General features: G+C 73.5%; 12 protein-coding genes and 2 pseudogenes. 7 read left to right on the top strand and 7 right to left on the bottom strand.

The features are described 5' to 3' along the window. The first annotated feature begins 111 nt into the window (after positions 1 to 111). A pseudogene (locus tag Asi02nite_RS11550) lies at positions 112 to 880 on the top strand (IS5 family transposase). Between the two features lie 292 nt (positions 881 to 1,172). Here Asi02nite_RS11550 and Asi02nite_RS11545 read toward each other — a convergent pair. Together Asi02nite_RS11545 and Asi02nite_RS11540 are read right to left on the bottom strand one after the other, a co-directional pair. Further along, on the bottom strand, positions 1,173 to 1,871 hold the full coding sequence (locus Asi02nite_RS11545) for a hypothetical protein (RefSeq protein ID WP_203712421.1): 699 nt from the start codon (positions 1,869 to 1,871) through the stop codon (positions 1,173 to 1,175). A gap of 208 nt (positions 1,872 to 2,079) precedes the next feature. Beyond that, positions 2,080 to 3,015 carry a ribose-phosphate diphosphokinase gene (locus Asi02nite_RS11540; protein ID WP_203712420.1) on the bottom strand — a complete coding sequence of 312 codons (936 nt, stop codon included), beginning with the start codon at positions 3,013 to 3,015 and terminating at the stop codon, positions 2,080 to 2,082. A gap of 47 nt (positions 3,016 to 3,062) precedes the next feature. Here Asi02nite_RS11540 and glpK point away from each other — a divergent pair, with 47 nt between their 5' ends. Then, the gene (gene glpK, locus Asi02nite_RS11535; protein ID WP_203712419.1) at positions 3,063 to 4,520 is read left to right on the top strand and encodes a glycerol kinase GlpK; all 1,458 of its coding nucleotides are present in this window, start codon (positions 3,063 to 3,065) and stop codon (positions 4,518 to 4,520) included. Between the two features lie 5 nt (positions 4,521 to 4,525). On the opposite strand, the gene Asi02nite_RS11530 is transcribed toward glpK, so the two are convergent. After that, entirely contained in the window at positions 4,526 to 5,356 is an 831-nt protein-coding gene (locus tag Asi02nite_RS11530) for a phosphoribosylaminoimidazolesuccinocarboxamide synthase (protein WP_203712417.1), read from the bottom strand. Between the two features lie 88 nt (positions 5,357 to 5,444). On the opposite strand from Asi02nite_RS11530, the gene Asi02nite_RS11525 reads away from it, so the two are divergent. Further along, positions 5,445 to 6,710 (top strand): ABC transporter substrate-binding protein, encoded by a 1,266-nt coding sequence (locus tag Asi02nite_RS11525; protein ID WP_203712415.1) that lies wholly within the window; start codon positions 5,445 to 5,447, stop codon positions 6,708 to 6,710. Here Asi02nite_RS11525 and Asi02nite_RS11520 read toward each other — a convergent pair. Continuing rightward, entirely contained in the window at positions 6,707 to 6,973 is a 267-nt protein-coding gene (locus Asi02nite_RS11520; RefSeq protein WP_203712414.1) for a hypothetical protein, read from the bottom strand. The genes Asi02nite_RS11525 and Asi02nite_RS11520 overlap by 4 nt on opposite strands. A 151-nt stretch (positions 6,974 to 7,124) precedes the next feature. Between Asi02nite_RS11520 and Asi02nite_RS11515 the strand changes: the two genes are divergently transcribed. Both Asi02nite_RS11515 and Asi02nite_RS11510 read left to right on the top strand, forming a co-directional pair. Further along, complete coding sequence (locus Asi02nite_RS11515; protein WP_203712412.1) at positions 7,125 to 10,169, top strand: FtsX-like permease family protein; 3,045 nt, start codon at positions 7,125 to 7,127, stop codon at positions 10,167 to 10,169. Beyond that, complete coding sequence (locus tag Asi02nite_RS11510) at positions 10,166 to 13,216, top strand: hypothetical protein (RefSeq protein ID WP_203712410.1); 3,051 nt, start codon at positions 10,166 to 10,168, stop codon at positions 13,214 to 13,216. Before Asi02nite_RS11515 ends, Asi02nite_RS11510 begins: the two co-directional genes overlap by 4 nt. Before the next feature lie 323 nt (positions 13,217 to 13,539). On the opposite strand, the gene Asi02nite_RS11505 is transcribed toward Asi02nite_RS11510, so the two are convergent. After that, complete coding sequence (locus tag Asi02nite_RS11505) at positions 13,540 to 14,418, bottom strand: LysR family transcriptional regulator ArgP (RefSeq protein ID WP_203712408.1); 879 nt, start codon at positions 14,416 to 14,418, stop codon at positions 13,540 to 13,542. A gap of 71 nt (positions 14,419 to 14,489) precedes the next feature. On the opposite strand from Asi02nite_RS11505, the gene Asi02nite_RS11500 reads away from it, so the two are divergent. Further along, positions 14,490 to 15,089 (top strand): LysE/ArgO family amino acid transporter, encoded by a 600-nt coding sequence (locus Asi02nite_RS11500; RefSeq protein WP_203712406.1) that lies wholly within the window; start codon positions 14,490 to 14,492, stop codon positions 15,087 to 15,089. Between the two features lie 166 nt (positions 15,090 to 15,255). Then, positions 15,256 to 15,777: an SsgA family sporulation/cell division regulator gene (locus Asi02nite_RS11495; RefSeq protein WP_203712405.1), complete on the top strand. Its 522-nt coding sequence runs from the start codon at positions 15,256 to 15,258 to the stop codon at positions 15,775 to 15,777. Between the two features lie 29 nt (positions 15,778 to 15,806). Here the strand turns inward: Asi02nite_RS11495 and Asi02nite_RS11490 are convergent, their stop codons facing one another. Together Asi02nite_RS11490 and Asi02nite_RS11485 are read right to left on the bottom strand one after the other, a co-directional pair. After that, positions 15,807 to 16,190, bottom strand: coding sequence for an STAS domain-containing protein (locus Asi02nite_RS11490; protein WP_239126644.1), 384 nt, complete (start codon positions 16,188 to 16,190; stop codon positions 15,807 to 15,809). Between the two features lie 278 nt (positions 16,191 to 16,468). Then, positions 16,469 to 16,897, bottom strand: a pseudogene (locus tag Asi02nite_RS11485) (ATP-binding protein); the annotation flags it as partial. Positions 16,898 to 17,071: the final 174 nt, after the last annotated feature.

Below are 17,071 nucleotides of genomic sequence, written 5' to 3'. Positions count from 1 at the left end.
GAACCGCCAAGGCTGCCGTGGGCACGTCCCGGTCCCACCGCGGCGCCGCCGCCGTCCCTCTCCGCCTAGGTGTACCCGGCCAGTTGATCAGTTCTGGTTGATGTGTCGGGTGTGGGGCGTGGCGAGCTGACGGACAAGGCTTGGGCGGTGATCGAGCCGCTGCTGCCGGAGCCGGGCCGCAGGTCAGGACGGTGGCGGGACCACCGCCAAGTGGTCAACGGGATCCTGTGGAAACTGCGGACCGGGGCGCCGTGGCGAGACCTGCCGGAACGGTACGGGCCGTGGAAGACCTGCCACGAACGGCTGCGCCGATGGACCGACGACGGCACCTGGGAGCTGATCCTGGCCCGGGCACAGGTCTACGACGACGGCCAGCCCGTCGAATGGATCATCAGCCTGGACTCCAGCGTCGTGCGTGCCCACCAGCACGCCGCTGGAGCCCGCAAAAAAGGGGATCCGCCGGCGGTGTCGCCATACCAGCGGCGGACGGTGAAGCGCTGGGTCGCTCGCGGGGCGGCCTGACCACCAAGATTCACCTCGCCGTCGACGGACGCGGCAGGCCGTTCGCGACGCAAAGCCGGACATGCTCATCGCGGACAAGGCCTACGCCCACAACCCCACACGCGCCGGTCTGCGCCGCCGCGGCATCGCCCACACCATCCCGGAACGCACCGACCAGGTCACCCGCCGAGCCACCAAAGGCAGCCAGGGCGGACGACTACACGACTTCGACAAGCAGCTCTACAGACACCGCAACGTCTTCGAGCGTTGCTTCAACCGCCTCAAACAATGGCGAGCCCTAGCCACCCGATACGCCAAACGCGCCGCCCTCTACCGCTCATCACTCCTCCTCATCGCCGCCCTCATCTGGCTTCGATGATCGGCAGGACACGGCCTAGCCGGCCCGGAACCCGCTCACCGGCACTACCACGTTGGCGGGCGGCGGCCCAGGTGCCCGACGAGGCCGAGGATCGACCGGGAAGGCACCAAGGTCTCCCGGGAGTCCGCTGGCGGCCGCCGCGTGACGTCCTACGACCGAGGCGTCGGACCTGGTGGGGCCGCGCGACGTCAACGGCGGCGTCGTGGACGTGTTCCTGTGCCGCCGGACCACGGACGCGACGGGCCTGGGCACCGACCCGGGAGACGGACAACGCCATCTCTACGTGCGCTGCCTACGTGCCTCCTGATGGCCGGGGTTCTCCCAGCCAGGTCGTGACGACGGTTGGCACCGGACTCGCACCGCGGCCGTCCGCTGCCAACCGTGCGTCCAGTCCGTTGGCGAACACGAGCCGCTCGCCGTCGCTCCACCACCCGACGCAGAAGCCGCTCGCCGCGTCCACCGGCCGCAGGCGCGGGTACCGCCCACGCAGGACGGCCAGGTGTTCATCGGCATCCGGCGGTGTCTCGGTCGACAAGGGCCGCCGGCGGTGCGCGTGGTGGAGCAGCGCTTCACATTCCAGGAAGTGGTCGAGCGAGGGAAACGCCTGCGCGTCGGTCTCGAACAGGCCGAACCAGAGCGTCCCGTCGGGCCTGACGAACCCACTGCGGCACCCGTCCGGTGCGGCGTCCATGATCGCGGACCCGAAGACGATCTCGCCGGTATCGGGATCGACGTCCAGAACGGGTTCGAAGACGATCTCGCTGTCCCGGAGCCGGCTGGTGAAGGCCAGACCCGAGTATCGCCGCTGAATGCGCCGCAGCGTGGCCAGGGCGCTCTCGTCGCAGTATCCCAACGCCGCCCGCATCTCGGCCCGGCATTCGTCCTCACCCGGCCCGGTCCCGACCGGCACCACCCGGGCGTGCGCGGCCAGGAAATCCCGGGCCCGCCCGCTCAGTCCTGACGGTTGAACGAGCACCTGCGGCTGGGACATCCGCCCACTCTACGAAGCGGGCACATGCTCTGCGATGTGTGTACATGCCGAAACATGTGCGGCCGATGCGCAGGCCCCGGCCCGCGGTCGACTGATGGGAGAAGGTCCGTGACCCGACGCGCGCGTGGCAGCGACGCGGAGCGAGCGGTGTCCGGCGGGAGCGACGGTCGCGCCCCCGACGGACCCGGGAACGGATCCTCGATCGTGTCTAGGCGAACAGCGCGCTGACCGACTCGCCGTTGTGGATGCGGCGCATCGCTTCCGCCAGGGCCGGCGCCACCGACAGGATCGTCAGCTGCGGCACGCGTTTTTCGATCGGGATCGGCACCGTGTTCGTGCAGATGATCTCCGTGACGCCGTCCAGTGCCGACAGCCTGTCCAGGGCGTCGTCCGCGAAGAGGCCGTGTGTGCAGACCAGGCGGATCGAGCGGGCCTTGAGCTGGTGGAGGTGGTCGACCAGCTCGATCACCGTGCTGCCCTTGGCGATCTCGTCGTCCAGGACGATCACGTCGCGGTCGGCGACGTCGCCGATCACCGCGCTGATGCGGACCTTGTCATGAAAACGCTGCTTCGCGCCCGCGGCCACCGGCGTGCCCAGCATGCGGGCGAACGCCGCCGCCTCCTTCGCGTTGCCCAGGTCCGGGGAGACCACGACCGTCTCGCTCAGGTCCTCGCCGCGGAAGTGCGCCGCCAGCTCGCGCAGCGCGTGCAGGTGGTCGACCGGCACGCTGAAGAAGCCGTGCACCTGCGGCGAGTGCAGCGTCATCGCCAGCACCCGGTGGGCGCCCGCCGACACCAGGAGGTCGGCGACCAGGCGGGCGCCGATCGAGATGCGGGGCGCGTCCTTCTTGTCCGAGCGGGCGTACGCGAAATGGGGCAGCACCACCGTGATCCGGCCCGCCGACGCACCGCGGGCCGCGTCGATCATGAAGAGCAGCTCGACCAGGTTCTCCTGGGTCGGCGCGACGATCGGCTGGATCAGGAAGACGTCGCGTTCCCGGCAGTTGGCCTGCAGCTGCACCTCGAGGCAGTCGTTGGCGAACCGGGAGACCCGCGTCGGGAGCAGTGGGACGCCGAGGTGGGCACAGATGTCGGCGGCCAGCTCCGGATGGGCACTACCGCTGAATACCGCGATGTCGCGCACGAAACCGATCCTATTCGGGCGACGATCCGCCCGGCACAATGGCCCGCATGCCCTACGTCGCCGCGATCGATCAAGGCACCACCTCCTCCCGGTGCATCGTCTTCGACGGTGACGGTGGGATCGCCGCCGTCGCCCGGCGCGAGCACCGCCAGCGCTATCCCAAGCCGGGCTGGGTCGAGCACGACGCCGCCGAGATCTGGGCCAACGTGCGGGCCGTGGTCGAGGAGGCGACCGCCGGCTACGACATCGCCGCGCTCGGGATCACCAACCAGCGCGAGACCACCGTCGTCTGGGACCGGGCCACCGGCGAGCCGGTGCATCACGCGATCGTGTGGCAGGACACCCGGACCGAACCCGTCCTGCGTACGCTCGCCGACCGCGAGGCCGACATCCGCCGCATCACCGGCCTGCCGTTGGCCACCTACTTCGCCGGGCCCAAGCTGCGCTGGCTGCTGGACAACGTCGACGGCCTGCGCGGGCGGGCCGAGCGTGGCGAGGTGCTGTTCGGCACCGTCGACAGCTGGTTGATCTGGAACCTGACCGGCCGGCACGTCACCGACGTGACCAACGCCAGCCGGACGCTGCTGATGGACCTGCGTACGCTCGACTGGAGCCCGGACCTGCTCGACGCGCTGCGCATCCCGGCGGCGATGCTGCCCGAGATCAGACCGTCGTCCGAGGTGTACGGCCCGGCCCGCGGCGGCCGGATGGACGGCGTCCCCGTGGCCGGCGCCCTCGGCGACCAGCAGGCGGCGCTGTTCGGCCAGGCGTGCTTCCAGCCGGGCGAGGGCAAGTGCACCTACGGTACGGGCAGCTTCCTGCTGGTCAACACCGGTGCGACCCCGGTGGTGTCCCGGCACGGGCTGCTCACCACGGTCGGTTACCAGGTCGGTTCCGAGCGTCCCGCGTACGCCCTGGAAGGTGCCATCGCCGTGACCGGCGCGCTGGTCCAGTGGCTGCGTGACAACCTCGGCCTGATCGGCAGCGCCGACGAGATCGAGGCGCTGGCCGCGTCCGTCGACGACAACGGCGGCTGCTACATCGTGCCCGCGTTCTCCGGACTGTTCGCGCCGCACTGGCGCGGCGACGCGCGGGGCGTGATCGCCGGGCTGACCGGCTACATCACCCGGGCCCACCTGGCCCGCGCGGCGCTGGAGGCGAGCGCCTGGCAGACCCGCGAGGTGGTCGAGGCGATGGACGCCGACACCGACGTGGCCTTGCGCCGGCTGCGGGTCGACGGCGGGATGACCGTCAACAACCTGCTCATGCAGACGCTGTCCGACGTGCTCGACCTGCCGGTCGTCCGGCCCCGGGTCACCGAGACCACCTGTCTCGGCGCGGCCTACGCGGCCGGGCTCGCGGTGGGATTCTGGCCGGACCTCGACGCGCTGCGCGCGCATTGGCGGCCCGACGCGGAATGGCAGCCGCTCGTCGACAAGGCTCGCCGCGAACGCGAGTGGAGCCAATGGCGCAAGGCGGTCACGCGTACGCTCGACTGGGTTTGAGCCTTTTACCAGGCTTCGCCTGTCAAACGCTCATAAATGTCGATATAGCGGGCGCGGGTCACGGCGACGACGTCGTCCGGCACCGGTGGCGGCGGCGACTTCTTGTCCCAGCCCGCGTCCGTCGCCCAGTCGCGGACGAACTGCTTGTCGAAGGAGAACTGCGTGCGCCCCGGCTCGTAGTCGTCGGCCGGCCAGAACCGTGACGAGTCCGGGGTGAGCACCTCGTCGCCCAGCACCAGCGTGCCGTCCGTCGCCCGGCCCAGCTCGATCTTCGTGTCGGCGATCAGCACGCCCCGCTCGGCGGCCAGCTCCGCGCCACGCCGGTAGACGGCCATCGTGATGTCCCGGATCGCCTCCGCGGTCTCCCGACCGACCTCGGCGATCACCTGGTCGAACGAGATCGGCTCGTCGTGCTCGCCCTTCGGCGCCTTGGACGACGGGGTGAAGATGGGCTCGGGCAGCCGCTGCGCCTCGACCAGGCCGGGCGCGAGCGGGATGCCGGAGACGGTGCCGGTCTCGTCGTACTCCCGCTTGCCGCCGCCGGTCAGGTAGCCGCGCGCGACGCACTCGACCGGCAGCATGTCGAGCCGCCGGACCCGGATCGCCCGCCCGGCGAACTCGGCCGGCACGTCGGTCGCCGAGATCACGTGGTTGGGCACGATGCCGGCGAGCTGCGCGAACCACCACAGCGAGAGCCGGGTCAGGATGGCGCCCTTGTCGGGAATCGGCGTCGGCAGGATGACGTCGTAGATGGACAGCCGGTCGGAGGCGACCAGCACCAGCTCGTCGCCGTCGGCGTAGACGTCGCGGACTTTCCCCTGGTGCAGCAGCTCCACCGATTCAGTAGATCACGAGCAGTTGACACCCCGTCGGTACGGGCGGTGTAGTTGACGATCCAGTAACCCAGCAGCGAGGAGTCCAGGCGTGCGCGGCTTCCCACGCCGGCCGGTCGTCGCCCTGCTCGCCGTCGTCACCCTGCTGGCGGGCGGCTGCTCGGCGGGCCGGTCCGAAGGATCCACCGGGCCGGTGACGCTGTCCGTGTTCTGGTACGGCGACCAGGCCCGGGCGGAGCACACCGAGGCCGCGCTCAAGCTCTATTCGACGCGCCATCCCGGCACCAACTTCAAGGTCACCTGGCAGGGCGCGGCCGGTTACTACGACCGGCTCGCCACTCAGGCGGTCGGCGGCAACGCGCCCGACCTCTTCCAGATCGACGACGCGTGGCTGGTCGACTACGCCGGCCGTGGGCTGCTGCTCGACCTGAGCGCGCCGGTCGCGGGCGGTCAGATCGACGTGACCCGATTCCCGGTGGGGCTCGCGGACTACGGCAAGGTCGGCGGCAAGACGTTCGCGGTCGCCGCCGGCGCCGGGACGCCGGCCGTCGTCTACAACCGCACGCTGGTCAAGGACCTCGGGGTCGCCGAGCCCAAGAGCGGGATGACCTACCCGCAGCTGTTCGCCTGGGCGCGGGACGTGCACGCGGAGAGCGGCGAGGACGTCGCGGGCCTGGCCGACGGATCCGGCGACCTGGACGCGTTCTGGATGTGGCTGCGGGCCCAGGGGCGGGAGCTGTACGAGAAGAAGGGCGGGCCCGGCTTCAACGCGCCCGACGTGACGCGCTGGTTCACGATGTGGCGCGACGCGCGCGAGGACGGGGCGATCGCGAAGGCCGGGGAGCCGACGGGTGAGCAGGCGCTGACGAAGGGCACCGCCGCGGCCGCGTTCGGCTGGTCGACCGACTTCGCGGCCTGGCAGGGGCGCACCGACGACGACCTCGCCCTGGTCGGCTGCCCCGGCGACGCCCGCGGGCAGTGGACGCGGGCCAGCTACTACTGGGCCGGCTACCGGGGCACCCGGTCGCCGGAGGTGCTCGCCGACGTGATCGACTTCCTGACCAACGACCCGCAGGCTGGGCGCGCCCTCGGCGACGACCGCGGCTTCGCGCCCAACCTCGAGGTGCGCGAGGCCAACGCCGCCGACCTGGCCCAGGGGCCGGCCCGCACCGCGCACGAGTTCGAGAACGCGATGCGCGACCGGATCGGCCCCGCGCCGGCGCCGCCCCCGGCCGCGCACACCAAGCTGCGGGAGTTGCTGGCCGCGGCGGCCGACACGGTGGCCACCGACAAGTACGGCCCGGCGGACGCCGCCGTCGAGTTCTCCCGCGCCGCCGCGACCGCCCTGGCGAGCTAGCGGCGCTTGCGGTTCTTGTTGACGAGAAGGACCGCGACGACCACCACCGCGACCACGACCAGGCAGCAGAGCAGGCCGGCGACGCCGAAGAAGCCGAAGCCGCCACGACGGCGGCTGCGGGCCGCCTCGACCGCCACGTCGTAGGCGCCGGAGGTGCTGGCCCAGGCCATGGCCGGCACGAGGACGGCGAGCGACGCGGTCGTCAGCACGGCACCGATCCGGGCGAACCACCGGATGGCGGGGATCTTACGAACGAGTTCCATGCAGCCATCCTGCTGGGTGCGCGCAAGTTTCACAGTCTCGGGGTTCCGGGGCAGCGCAGAGCGATCGATCGTGACAACCTCTCCGCACGGTGGACGCGTCCACCAGAGACGAGCCCGGCGCCGCCGCCGGGCCCGACGACGGGAGCGGGGGATGTTCGGGCTCATCCTGCGCGCGCTGGCCAGCCGGCGCGCTCCGTCCATCACGCTGTTCCTGCTCACCGTGCTCTCCGCCGGCGCGGCCGCCGCGGCACCGCAATACATCGCCACGGCCACCCGCGACCTGGCCCACGCCACGGCCGAGGCCGCGCCGGTGCTCGACCGGGCCGTGTTCATGCGCCGGCCCATCGACCAGGCCGACCTGCGCCCCGACGCGGTCAGCCAGGCCGAGCAGGAGGTCGGCACCGAGATCGGCCTGCCTGACCTGCGGGTGCACGGCAGCTGGGTGGTCAACGGCTCGGTGGTCGTCGGCTCCAACAGCAACAACGTCCTCCTCGTCAACCGCACCGGCTTCTGCGCCGAGGTCGACCTCGACGGCGCCTGCCCGAGCCGCCCCGGCGAGGTCGCGGTGAGCGAGCCGACGGCCCGCAACTTCGGGGTCGAGGTCGGCGACGCGCTGGCCTACGCGCCGGGCTACGAGGAGAAGCCGTTCACCGTCACGGCCGTCTACCGGATCCGCGACCCCTACTCCGACTACTGGGCGGCCGCCCGCCTGCTCGACTCCGGCCAGCAGAACCCGCCGCTGTTCACGGTGCCGGAGACGATCGTCGCCGCGCGGCCGCAGACCACCACGCTGGTCGTCGACGCCGTGGCGAGCGGCGACGTGTTCCAGCACCACCCGCCGCTGTCCGTGCGCGACCGCATCGTCGAGGCGACCCCGACACTCGGCGAGCGCGGTTACGAGCCGCAGACGCCGCTGCGGGTGCTCGCGGTGACCATCTACAACAGCCAACTGGACATCGTGTACGCGGTGCCGATCAGCATGATCGAGCTGCTCGCGTTCTGCTGGATCGCGCTGTTCCTCGCGGTGCGGCACGGGGCGCTGGAGCGGCACCGCGACATCGGCCTGCTCAAGCTCCGCGGCGCCGGCGGATCCCGGATGCTCGCGCTGACGCTGGGCCAGAGCGCGGTGCCGATGCTGCTCGGCGGCCTGGTCGGGCTCGCGGTCATGGTGCCGTTGCGCGCCGGTGTCGGCATCGCGGAGTTCTCCCCCACGACCACCGACCTGCTCTCGGTGGCCGCCGCTGCGGTGACCGTGCTCGGCGCGATCCTGGCCGCCGCGATCGCGGAGCGCCGGGCGCTCTCGGCGCCGGTCGCGCTGCTGATGCGGGCGGTGCCGCCGCGCCGCACCGGCTGGCGCTACGGCGCGGTCGACGGCGTGCTGGTCATCCTCGCGCTGGCCGGCGCCTACGAGGCCTGGTCCTACGCGAGCCGCGACCCGGTCGAGGGCGCCGGCCAGCAGAGCACGTGGCTGGCCCTGCTCGCCCCGGCCCTGCTCGCGTTCGCCCTGGGCGTGGTCCTGGCCCGCGTCGTCGTGCCGATCGCGGCCGGCGTCGCGCGGCGGGCACTGCGGGCCGGCCGCCTCGGTGTCGCGTTCACCGCGACCGAACTGGCGCGCCGGCCGGCCGTCCCCCGGCTGACCGCACTGCTCACGGCGGCCGTCACGCTGTTCTGCGTCGCGGTGACCACCTCCGACACCACGACCCGCTCCGGCGCCGAGCGGGCCGCCACCGAGATCGGCGCCGACCAGGTCCTGCTGGTCACGGCACCGAGCCGCACGGTGCTGCTCGCGGCGACCCGGGAGATCGACCCGCGGGGCGAGTTCGCGATGGCCGTCGTGGCGTCGGCCAACCTCGGCGTGCTGGCCGTCGACACCACCCGGCTCGCGACCGTGCCGCGCTGGCGCGGCGACTACGGCGGGGCCGACGCCGCGGCGGTCGCGGCCCGGCTGCGGCCGGAGCCACCGGCCCCGCTGACCGTGACGGGGGCGGAGCTGACCCTGACGGCGACCGCGCTGCGCGGCAGCGCCCAGGTCAAGGCGGCCCTCCAGACGACCGGCGGCGCGGCGGTCCATGCCGACTTCGGCTGGGTCAAGGGTGGTGCCGGCGACTACCGCGCCGCCGCGCCGGGCTGTGCGGCCGGGTGCCGGCTGGTCTCCTTCGAGATCGTCGGGTCGGGCGTGGTCCCCGAGGCGACGGCGCCGCCCGCGCCGGCGCTTCCCGGGCTCCCGATCGAGTCGCCCGAATACCCGGCGCCCGACGCCGTGCTGCTCTCGGCGCTGCGTGGCGCGGAGGGCGGCATCGACACGCCGGCGTTCGCCGAACGGTCCCGCTGGCGCACCGCCGTCGGGGGCGGCCCGGCACCGGCGGCCGTCGCCAGCACCGCGACGGGTCTGGTCGTCACGCCCGGCCCCCCGCCACCGTCCCCGAACGACCCGTTCGTCTACGTCGACGACAACCCCGAGCGGCTCCCGGCCATCGCGGCCGGCGTGCGGCGTGCCGAGTTCGACGCCTCCGACCCGCACGTGGTGGCGTTCCCGGGCAGCGCCGTCCCGATCACCATCACCGGCTCGGCCGTGGCGGTCCCCCGGGTCGGGCGCGACGCGGTGCTGGTCGACCTCGAGACCGCCGACCTGATGAGCAGCGACCTCGGCGGCGGCGAGTCGCTGCAGGTGTGGGCCACCAGCGCGGCGCCGGCCGACCTGGCCGACCGGCTCGCGGCGCACGACGTGGCGGTCTACGGCGGCGGCACGATCGCGGCGCTGGCCGACCGTTACTCCCGCCAGGCGCCGCCGTCCACGACCCGGTTCCAGCTCATCGCCGCCGCGCTGATGGTGCTGCTCGCCGCTGGCGCGCTCGGGGTGATCGTCGCGGTGGAGCGGCGGCCCCGCGGCGCCGAGCTCGCGGCGCTGCGCCAGCAGGGGCTCAGCGCCCGCACCGCCCGGCGCGCGATGTTCGGTGGCTACCTGATCGTGTCCGCCGTCGCGCTGGTGGCCGGCGTCGTCACCGCGGTGCCCGCGCGTACCGTCCTCGCGGCGCCGCTGTCCGCGTTCCCGGACCGCTGGGACGTGCTGCCTCCACCGGCCGCGGTGCGCCCGCTGCCGCTCCTGCTCGCCGCGGTCTCCGCCGCCCTGGTGTTCGCGCTGGTCGTCGCGCTGGCCTCCGGCCGCGTCCGGCGCGACGGGGGTGAGCCCACATGATCGGCGTGATCGTCGACCTGCTCCGCGCGGCCCGCTGGCGCACCGCCGTCCTGCTGCTGCTCGGTGCGTTGCCGGTGACCGCGGCGGTGGCCGGCCCCGCCTACACCGTGGCCGCCGAACGGTCCGTCGTGGCCAACGAGGTCGCGGCCGCGGCACCCCACGAGCGGGTGCTGAGCTTCACCAGCAACAAGGACCCGCGGGAGATCGGCGACGCCTTCGAGCGGCTCGGCGGCCCGGCGTTCGCCACGCCCGGGTTCGACCTCGTCTTCGGCTCCGCCATCGACGTCGCGCCGAAGACGATGGACCTCTCGTGGCAGCTGTCCTATCGCGACGGTGTGTGCGCGCACGTCACGCTCGACGCCGGGCGCTGCCCCACCGGCCGGGCCGAGGTGATGATCGGCAAGGAGAGCGCCGCCCAGCTCGAGGCCGGCGTCGGTGACGCGATCTCGTTCCGGCAGGCGGAGTTCCAGACCGTGGAGGGCGCCGCCCAGCTCGTCCGCATGGGTCAGACGGTGTCGCTCTCGATCGTCGGCGTCTACCACCCGATCGACCCGACCCACCCCTACTGGGGAGCCGTCTCGCCGTACCCGCCGGGTCTGTTCGTGGATCCGCACGTGCGCGCGGCCAGCACGATCAACCGGGTCGGCGTCGAGCCGATCTTCGGGTCCCGGGCCACCGGCCGGCTGCTCACCGGGCTGGTCCCGGAGACGCAGACCTACGACCTCATCGCCGACCCGGCGCAACTCACGGTCGACTGGGTCGACCACTACCCGGAGAAGATCGAGCGGCTGACGGCCGAGGCCAACGAGCGGGACACCACCCTCGTCGCGGGCACCGACGACCTGGTCGAGCGGATCGAGCAGAGCAGGGCGGCGGTCCGCTCGCTCGTGCCGTGGCTGGCGCTCACGGTCGTCCCGCTCTGCTGGTTCGTCATCTTCCTGGCCGCCGCGGCCGGCGCCGAGGCCCGGCGCACAGAGCTCGGCCAGGTGGCGGTGCGCGGCCTACCGGTGCCCTACCGCTGGACCCTGGCGGCCGGGCCCGACGTGGTCGCGGTGCTCGCGGGTGCGCCGCTGGGCCTGCTCGCCGGCCAGTTCGTCGGCGCGTACGCGGTGCCGGGCGGCGACGTCGACCTCAGCCTGGATTCCGGCCTGCGCCGCTACGCGCTGGTCGCGATGGCCGGCGCGGTGCTGGCCGTGGCCCTCGCCTACCGCACCGTGGTCACCGGCCGGGCGATCGACCTGCTCCGCAAGGTGCTCCGGCAGGGTGGGGCCTGGCGCTCGCTGACCGTCGACGCGATGGTGGTCGCGCTGGCCGCGTTCGCGGTGCTGGAAGCGCGCAACGCGACCGGGCCGCCGCGCGGGGGCATCGCGGTCCTGGCGCCCGCGCTGGTGATCCTCGGCGGAGCCCTCCTCGCCAGCCGTCTGCTCGCGCCCGCCGCCCGCCGGGCCGGCCTGCGCGCGCTGTCCGCCGGCCGGCTCTCCGCCGCGCTGGCCGGGATCGAGCTGTCCCGCCGGGCGGCGCCCCGGCGGGCCGTGACGCTGGCCGTGCTCGGCGCCTCCCTGCTCTGCTTCACGGTGCTGGCGGTCGACGCGGGCGACGCGGCCCGGGCGCAGCGCGCCGGCGTCGAGCTCGGCGCCGCCCAGCTCCTCAACGTCAACCTGATCAGCGGGGGCAACCTACGGACCGCGGTGCGCGAGGCCGACCCGGAGGGCCGCTGGGCGATGGCCGTGGTCGCGATCCCCTCGACCGGGTCCGGCCCGCCGACCATGGCGGTCGACAGCGAACGGCTCGTGGCGGTCGCGCCACCCGACTCGGTGCCCGCCGACCTGGTGCGCGGGCTGCGTCCGCCGGTGCCGCCCTCGGCGCCGATCACCGGCCGCCGCATCCAGATCGACGCGACGGTCGAGATGCCCACCTTCGACCCGGTCCGCGGCGCCTTCCGGCCGGGGGCGGAGCCGGAGCTACGGGCCATCGTGCAGCCGCCCGGCGGCAGCGAACGCCCGGTGGCGCTCGGCGACGTCCACCTGGGCCGGCACAGTTACGCCAACGATTTGCCCGCGTGCGAGGCCGGCTGCCGGCTGATCGCGATCGAGGTCGAACCGGTGCCCTCGACGATGCGGGTCACCGTCCACGAGATCAGCCAGACCGGTCCCGACCAGGTGGTCGCCGGCCCGGAGGTGCTCAGCGACAGCAATCGCTGGCGCGGTCTGATCCAGGGTGGCGTCATCGTCACCGCACCGAAGGTCTCGACCGGCGGCGGCGCGGTCACGGTCGAGATGACCGCGACCGACGCGCCCCAACGGCTGGTCGTCGCCGACGTGCCCGAGGTGGTGCCGGTGCTGCGCACCGACTCCGCCACCGCACGGGAGACCGACACGGGCTGGGCGGTGGTGTCACCGGGCCGCACGGAGCCGGCGCCGGCCACGGCGATCGGTTCCCGCCCCACCCTCCCCGGCGTCGGCTCGTCGGGCCTGCTGGTAGACCTCGAATACCTGAACCGCGCCGCCCCGATGGGCGAGGGCGGCTTCCCGCAGGTCTGGCTGGGCCCGGACGCGCCGGATGACGCGGTGGCCCGCCTGACGGCCGCGGGCCTGACGGTCCTCGACCAGACGGTGGCGGCGGACCACGCCGACTACGCCGACGCCTCGGGCGCGGCGCTGGCGGCCCGCTACGAACTGGTCACGGCGGCCTTCGCGGTGCTGCTGGTGCTGTTCGGCCTGGGCCTGGTAGCCGCGGTGGAGCGCACGAACCGCGCGGCCCGCGGCCGCGTACTTCGGGCGCAGGGCGTCAGCGCCCGCACCCTCCGCGGGGCGGCCCGGCGCCTACGTCTCTGGCCGACCTTGGTGGGCGTCATCGTCGGCCCGTTGCTGGCGGTCGGCACGTGGGCCGTCGCGGGCCCGGCGACGCCGGTCTTCCCGGACGACGCGTGGCCTGTTCCGCTCCCGACGCTGCCGGACCCACTCACCTTGACCATCGTCTGGGGCACGGGCGCCGTGGTGCTGGCGGTCCTGGCCGTCACGGGCCGCGGCGACCGCTCGGCGACCTGATCGCCCGGGCTGGCCAGGCGACGACGGACGGGCGTGGCGGCACGTCGGGACCGGGCTGCGGCGACCGCTCCAAACCCGATCGCGCGGGTCGGCTAAGCGGAGACGGAAGGTGGCGGTGCCACGGTGGGACCGGGCCGTGCCAACTGCAGCCTTGGCGGATCGGTGGCGCCGACGTCGGTGGCGAGTTGGCGCCTGAGTTCACTGGCCAGCGCGAGTAGGTCCCGCGCCTCGTCCGCCGACAGCGGCGGCGCTTCGGTGCGCCTTGTTCCGGCGGTTCGGGTGGTTGAGGGTCGTCCCGGGCGAGTCCTCGTTTCTCTCGGCGTTCAGCGGAGGGCCGCCGCCGCGGCGGTGCGGACTGCCGTCGTTAGTGCCTTGAGCACTGTGGAGTTCAGTTTCCAGTGTTGCCAGTAGAGCGGGATGTCCAACTGCTGGCTTCCCGCCAAGCGGATCACTCGGCCCGCTCCCAAATCTGTCGTGGCTATCTGTTCCGGCATCAGGCCCCAGCCCACCCCCAGGCGGATCGCTTCCGTGAAGCCCCAGGCCGATGGCACGTAGTGCGTCGGTGGCTCCGGTGGGCGGGTGCTGAGCAGGCGCAGGAAACGGTGCTGCAACCGGTCCTTGCGGTCCAGCACCAGCATCGGTGCCACCGCGAACTCCTCGGGAGTGCCACCCGCCGGGAACCAGCGGGCCGCCACCGACGGGGCCGCCGTCGCCACGTAGCGCATCGCGCCCAGGCGTTCCGCTCGGCAACCCTGCACCGCCTCGCGCTGTGCGGTCACCGCGGCCATCACCGCGCCGTCGCGCAGCAACTCGGCGGTGTGGTCCTGGTCGTCCTCGCGTACGTCGAAGAGGATCCGGTCCCCGGCCGTGACCAGCGCCGGCAGGAACCAGGTGGCCAGCGAGTCCGCGTTGACCACGATCGCCGCCCGGGACCAGGTGGCGCCGCGTTGGCCCGCGGCCGCCAGCGCCTCGCGTTCCAGGACCGCTATCTGGCCCGCCAACCGCAGCAACGGCCGGCCGGCGGGGGTCGCCCGGCACGGCTTGGCCCGGCGCAGCACGACCTGGCCGACCGCCTGCTCCAGTGCCTTGATCCGTTGGCTGACCGCGGACGGGGTCACGTGCAGGACGCGGGCCGCGGCTTCGAAGCTGCCTTCGTCGACCACCGCGGCGAATGTCGCCAGTTGGGTCGAGTCGAGCGCCATGATGAGAAATTCTAAACAAGCATGAAAAACCTTAGCTGGAGTACGGCCTGCGCCGCACGTACGGTTCGGCCATGTTCACCTCCGTGCTCGCCGGCTTCGCCAACTCGCTCGCCCTCATCGCGGCCATCGGCGCCCAGAACGCGTTCGTGCTGCGCCAGGGGCTCCGCCGGGAGCACGTCTGGGCCGTGGTGATCACCTGTGCCGCCTCCGACGCGCTGCTGATCGCACTCGGGGTCGCCGGGATGGGCACCGCGATCGCGGACCGGCCGATGCTGCTGCAGGTCGCCAAGTGGTGCGGTGCGGCGTTCCTGCTGGCGTACGCGGTGCTCGCCGCCCGCCGCGCCGCCCGCCCGGCCGCCGCCCTGCACGCCGGCGCCGCCCGGCCCGCGACGCTACGGGCCACGCTGGTCGCCTGCCTGGCCTTCACCTACCTCAACCCGCACGTCTACCTCGACACCGTGCTGCTGCTCGGTGCGGTCGCCAGCCAGCACCGCCACCAGTGGGTGTTCGCCGCCGGGGCGGTCGCGGCCAGCGCCGTCTGGTTCGCCGCGCTCGGCGGTGGTGCCCGCAAGCTGGCCCCTGTGCTGGCCCGGCCGGGGGCCTGGCGGGTGCTCGACGGGGTGGTCGCCGCCGTCATGGTCGCGATCGCTGTCGGCCTGCTGCTCTCCTGACCTCCGTCGGTCCATCCCCGACGGTCCCCCCGGTGGGACCGAGAAAGGACGGGTTGCGCGCACGCGGTGTGCGACCCCACCCTCTTGACACACGGCACCATTCACGAAACACGATCGGGTGAGCCTCCGATCGGCATGGTGCACGACCGGGTGAGAGGGGGACGGCATGGAGCGTGAGCCGGTTCCGGCGGTCGACGGATCGGGCGGAAAGAAGACGCGACAGCCGGCCGCGGTCGCGGTGGAGACGGTGGTCCGGCTGCTGGCGCCGGACGCGACGGGGGTGCCGGTGGCCTGCGGGCTGCACTACGACCCGGCCGACCCGTACGCGGTGCGGGTCCGGTTCTTCCTGGATCGTCGACGGCGCGACACGGTGAGTTGGTCGTTCGCCCGCGACCTGCTCGCGGCGGGCCTCAACGAGCCGACCGGGCTCGGCGACGTGCGGATCTGGCCGTGGCGCACGACCCAGGGCGACGCGATCGCGCTGGCGCTGAGCTCACCCGACGGCCAGGCGCTGCTCGAGGCGCCGCGGGCGACGGTCGCCGCCTTCCTGGCGGACACCTACGCCCAGGTGCCGCGCGGCAGTGAGGCCGAGCGGCTCGATCTCGACGCCGACGCGTGGTTGAGCGGCCAACTCCTACCCGAGCCGCCTGACCAGGCGGATCCCGATCTCGACCAGGACAACCGATAAGGAGCACGGGGGGACGCGCCAGCACGACCTCAGGACGGCCGATAACCCAGGGCGTCGGCCACGCCGCTGATGTCGATCACCCGAGCCACCTGACCGCGCGCGCCCGTCAGGCGTAGCCAGCCGCCCGCCTCCATGCACCGCCGATCGCCGCGCACGAACGTCGTGAGCCCGGCCGAGTCACAAAAGATCAGAGCGGTCAGGTCGACCACCAGCCGCGGCGACCCGGCCGCGGCCAGCGCCTCGATCCGCGCCAACAACCCGGGCGCCGTCGACATGTCCAGCTCCCCGGCCACCCGCAACCGCACCAGTGCGTCAGCCGGTTCGATGCTGATCACGAGCGGAGCGGCCAGCTCCGTCTCCTCGATCCACGGACCGCCGGTGGCCTGCCGCGGCGCCGCCGGGTCGGTGCTCACTCCAGGCGCTCCCGCGCCCCCGCCGGGTCCGCGACCCGACCGCCCAGGCCGTCACCCGCACCGCCCAGTCCGCCGGCCGCACCGGCCAGGCCTTCATCCCCGGCGCCCAGGCCGCTGGCCGCACCGCCGTCGCCGCCGGATGCACCCGTCACGCCGCCTCGACCGCCGAGTCCGCTGCTCGCGGCGCCCAAGCCACCGGCCCCGCCGGCCAGGCCGGCGGTGGTGTCGTCGCGGCTGGCGACGGCGGCCAGGGTGCCGACGCGGCCGTCCGCCTCGTCCAGGGACGTGGTGATCCGGACCGTCGTGCCCGCCGGGCCCGTGGCTACCGCCATGCTGTCGCTGAGCTGGTCGGCCAGCCAGAGGCCCCAGCCGCCCGCCGTGTCCGGGGCCGGGCGTTCGTGGTTGGCCAGGCGTTCCGCGCCGATGCCGGCGCCGCCGTCCGACACCTCGCAGACGAGCGTCGCCCCCGCGCGCCAGAGGCGTAGTTGCCCGGCGCCGCCGCCGTGGCGTACCGCGTTGGTGATCAGTTCGTTGACCGCGAGCACGAAGTCGTCGAGGCGCTGGTCGCGGAGGCCCGCCGCCTCGGCGCAGCCCGCGAACGAGTGCCGGAGATCGGTCACCTGACCCCGTGAGAACGTCTCGGCCAGCAGCAGCGACCCCGTGGCGGGCGCGACCGCCTCAGGCCGATGGTGCCCGTCGTCGGTCATGTGCCGCCTCGGAGGTGCTAGCCGGGTGGCCGCCGTTGTCGCAGCCTGGAGCCACCGTCCGCGGGCGGTGTCCCGCAATCACACTACGTCGTGCCGGCCGGCCCCGCATCCGCCCTGACGGATGCCCGCCAGCCGAGGTGGCGCTGGTCGCAAGCCCGCGCCGACACGCCCGCG

Source organism: Asanoa siamensis, from assembly GCF_016862555.1.
In the GTDB taxonomy this organism is placed as follows: Bacteria; Actinomycetota; Actinomycetes; order Mycobacteriales; family Micromonosporaceae; genus Asanoa; species Asanoa siamensis.
Note: the sequence above shows the minus strand (reverse complement) of the source record. Positions and strands in the feature narration are given on the sequence as shown.

Bases quoted from the DNA above. Each gene is read 5' to 3' on its own strand.
- Asi02nite_RS11545 (WP_203712421.1), bottom strand. From the start codon at position 1,871: ATGTCCCAGCCGCAGGTGCTCGTTCAACCGTCAGGACTGAGCGGGCGG.
- glpK (WP_203712419.1), top strand. From the start codon at position 3,063: ATGCCCTACGTCGCCGCGATCGATCAAGGCACCACCTCCTCCCGGTGC.
- Asi02nite_RS11520 (WP_203712414.1), bottom strand. From the start codon at position 6,973: ATGGAACTCGTTCGTAAGATCCCCGCCATCCGGTGGTTCGCCCGGATC.
- Asi02nite_RS11515 (WP_203712412.1), top strand. From the start codon at position 7,125: ATGTTCGGGCTCATCCTGCGCGCGCTGGCCAGCCGGCGCGCTCCGTCC.
- Asi02nite_RS11510 (WP_203712410.1), top strand. From the start codon at position 10,166: ATGATCGGCGTGATCGTCGACCTGCTCCGCGCGGCCCGCTGGCGCACC.
- Asi02nite_RS11505 (WP_203712408.1), bottom strand. From the start codon at position 14,418: ATGGCGCTCGACTCGACCCAACTGGCGACATTCGCCGCGGTGGTCGAC.
- Asi02nite_RS11500 (WP_203712406.1), top strand. From the start codon at position 14,490: ATGTTCACCTCCGTGCTCGCCGGCTTCGCCAACTCGCTCGCCCTCATC.
- Asi02nite_RS11495 (WP_203712405.1), top strand. From the start codon at position 15,256: ATGGAGCGTGAGCCGGTTCCGGCGGTCGACGGATCGGGCGGAAAGAAG.